Annotated in this window: 3 protein-coding genes; 1 reads left to right on the top strand and 2 read right to left on the bottom strand. The window is 61.2% G+C overall.

Going from position 1 to position 2,539, the window contains the following annotated elements; genetic code table 11:
• Together scfB and scfA are read right to left on the bottom strand one after the other, a co-directional pair.
• Window positions 1–1,097 (bottom strand): thioether cross-link-forming SCIFF peptide maturase (gene scfB / locus QZ329_RS14510; RefSeq protein WP_295753715.1); only part of this gene is annotated, 1,097 nt, incomplete at its 3' end.
• A gap of 225 nt (window positions 1,098–1,322) precedes the next feature.
• Window positions 1,323–1,469: a six-cysteine ranthipeptide SCIFF gene (gene scfA / locus QZ329_RS14505; RefSeq protein ID WP_295753714.1), complete on the bottom strand. Its 147-nt coding sequence runs from the start codon at window positions 1,467–1,469 to the stop codon at window positions 1,323–1,325.
• A 502-nt stretch (window positions 1,470–1,971) separates the two neighbouring features.
• Here scfA and rpsJ point away from each other — a divergent pair.
• Window positions 1,972–2,283 carry a 30S ribosomal protein S10 gene (rpsJ, locus tag QZ329_RS14500; RefSeq protein WP_295753713.1) on the top strand — a complete coding sequence of 104 codons (312 nt, stop codon included), beginning with the start codon at window positions 1,972–1,974 and terminating at the stop codon, window positions 2,281–2,283.
• Window positions 2,284–2,539 lie beyond the last annotated feature (256 nt).

The following is a 2,539-nucleotide window of genomic DNA, read 5'->3' as shown; positions in this document are numbered from 1 at the left end:
TACAGGTCCCCCCAGGGGGTGACGGCCATGTACTCCGTGCCGGAGCCGCAGCCGGAGACCCGCTTGTACACGCAGGGGCCCCCGGTGAGGTCCAGCATGTAGTGGTAGAAGGTGAGGGGACGGCCCTCCCTGTGCCGCCGGAGCATCTCCGCCGCCAGCAGCTCATACTGCTCCTTCACGATCTCCAGATCCTCCGCCGTCAGGGCCGCCGGGTCCCCCGGGGGACAGACCACCGGCTCCATGGAGAGCTCAGTAAAGCCCAGGTCCGCCATGTGGAAGAGGTCCCTGGTGAAGTCCGGGTTTTGGTGGGTGAAGGTGCCCCGCATGTAGTACCGGGTCCCCCCCCGAGCCTTTACCAGCTCCTGGAACTTGGGGACAATGCGCTCGTAGCTGCCGTTTCCCGCCCGGTCCACCCGGAGGGCGTCATGAATCTCCTTTCGCCCGTCCAGGGAGAGGACCACATTGTCCATCTCCCGGTTGGCAAAGTCGATGACGTCCTGGTCGATGAGCATGCCGTTGGTGGTGAGGGTGAAGCGGAATTTCTTGTGACAGGGCTCCTCCAGAGTCCGGGCGTAGGCCACCAGGTCCTTCACCACCGGCCAGTTCATCAGGGGCTCGCCGCCGAAGAAGTCCACCTCCAGATTCCGCCGGGTCCCGGAGTGCCGGACCAGGAAGTCCAGGGCCTGCCTGCCCACCTCAAAGGACATGAGGGCCCGGTCCCCCCGGTACTTCCCCTGGCTGGCGAAGCAGTAGGCGCAGGTGAGGTTGCAGGTGTGGGCCACGTGGAGGCAGAGGGCCTTCACCACGTCGCCGGAGCGCTGCTTCAAGGTTCCTGCCATGCCGGCGAAGGTGTCAGGGGTGTAGAGCTGCCCGGATTTCACCAGGGCCTCCACGTCGGAAAGGCACTCCCGCAGCTCCGCCTCGGTCACATCGGGCCGGTCCCGGTATTTGGCCAGCAGGGCGGAGACGATCTCCTCCGCCGGGTGGTCCGGGTAGAGGGCGATGACGTCATAGGCCACGTCGTCCACCACATGGACGCCGCCGGAGCAGGTGTCCAGAACGATGGAATAGCCGTTGAGCTTGTATTGATGTACCATGATTGATCCTCCAGAGGCCGCGGGAGGGCGGCCTGTCTCGCATATGAAAAGAACCCATGGGAAGCGCCGCCCGGTCCGGGCAAGCGCTTCCGCCCTCTTAAAGGCTGGAAGCGCTTCGGATTGAAAACGAAAGGAACCCCTTCTGGGTTCCTCTCGTAACTCTCTTCCTTCCCGTCAAACCGGCTTCGCGTTTTTACACGCGGAACGCACCGCTCTGACGGCGTCTTATTTCGCGGTATTCTCGCACTTCTGGTTGGCCACGCCGCAGCTGGTCTTGCAGGCGGACTGGCAGGAGGTCTGGCACTCGCCGCAGCCGCCCTTCTTGGCGCTCTCGCAGAGGCTGCGGGTCTCCAGGGTCTTGATTCTCTTCATAAGCTCTTCTCCGTTCTGAAATAGATTTGAAAGGCGCCGCCCTACCTATATAATATAGGACGGCCTTTTGTTCCTGGAAAGGATAGCATAAAAGCGCCGGAAAGTCAAGGACTTCCGCGCGGGATTCCCCCTTGGGCAAAACACCGGAGGTTCTGCGGAAAAAAAGCTGGAAAACGGCAAAATTTCTCTTGACATGGGGCGGAATTTCAATTATTATGTATGGGCATGCGGCGGAAGGGCTGTGCCCGCGCCGTGACACCGCGATGAACCGGGAGATTGCTCGAAAGAGGTAACTTCCGGGGAGTATGTCCGATAATCGGGCGGCTGAGAAAGGTCTGTACGCGCGCGTAGATCGCCGCGCCATGACGGAACCGGCCACGTTTCGCGCCGGTTTTTTCGTGAGCAGGAATGATACGCACGGCAGCGCGGACAGAAAAATTTCTCTCGCCGTAGGTCGTCGAGACTCATGAAAAACGACGTACGAATTAGGAGGAACTGGAACATGGCTCAGAAAGAAAAGATCCGCATCCGTCTGAAGGCTTACGACCATCAGGTGATCGACCAGAGCGCGGAGAAGATCGTGGAAACCGCCAAGCGCACCGGCGCCGAGGTTTCCGGCCCCATCCCGCTGCCCACCAAGAAGGAGATCATCACCATCCTGCGCTCCGTCCACAAGCATAAGGACAGCCGGGAGCAGTTCGAGCGCCGGACCCACAAGCGTCTCATCGACATCGCCAAGTCCTCTCCCAAGACGGTGGAGGCCCTGATGTCCCTGGAGCTGCCCGCCGGCGTGGAGATCGAGATCAAGCTGTAAGCGAGACCCCATAAATTTGTTGAACCGCTGTCCGCGATCCTCCTCAAGAAATTCCGGCGTATCTGCGCCGCCCCGCCCCGACTGTTTCTCCTCAAAAAATCCCGGCGCAAACCAGCGAAGCGTTTGCGGCGGGAAGAGGAGGAAGGAATGGAGCGGGCGCAGTCCTCGCGGTATCTGCGCCGCCCCGCCCCGACCGTTTTCCCTCAAAAAATCCCGGCGCAAACCAGCGAAGCGTTTGCGGCGGGAAGAGGAGGAA

It is taken from the genome of uncultured Oscillibacter sp., from assembly GCF_910579365.1.
In the GTDB taxonomy this organism is placed as follows: domain Bacteria; phylum Bacillota; class Clostridia; order Oscillospirales; family Oscillospiraceae; genus Oscillibacter.
Note: the sequence above shows the minus strand (reverse complement) of the source record. Positions and strands in the feature narration are given on the sequence as shown.

What these genes read in the sequence shown, in the direction of transcription:
- rpsJ (WP_295753713.1), top strand. Translation starts at nt 1,972, where the DNA reads ATGGCTCAGAAAGAAAAGATCCGCATCCGTCTGAAGGCTTACGACCAT.
- scfA (WP_295753714.1), bottom strand. Translation starts at nt 1,469, where the DNA reads ATGAAGAGAATCAAGACCCTGGAGACCCGCAGCCTCTGCGAGAGCGCC.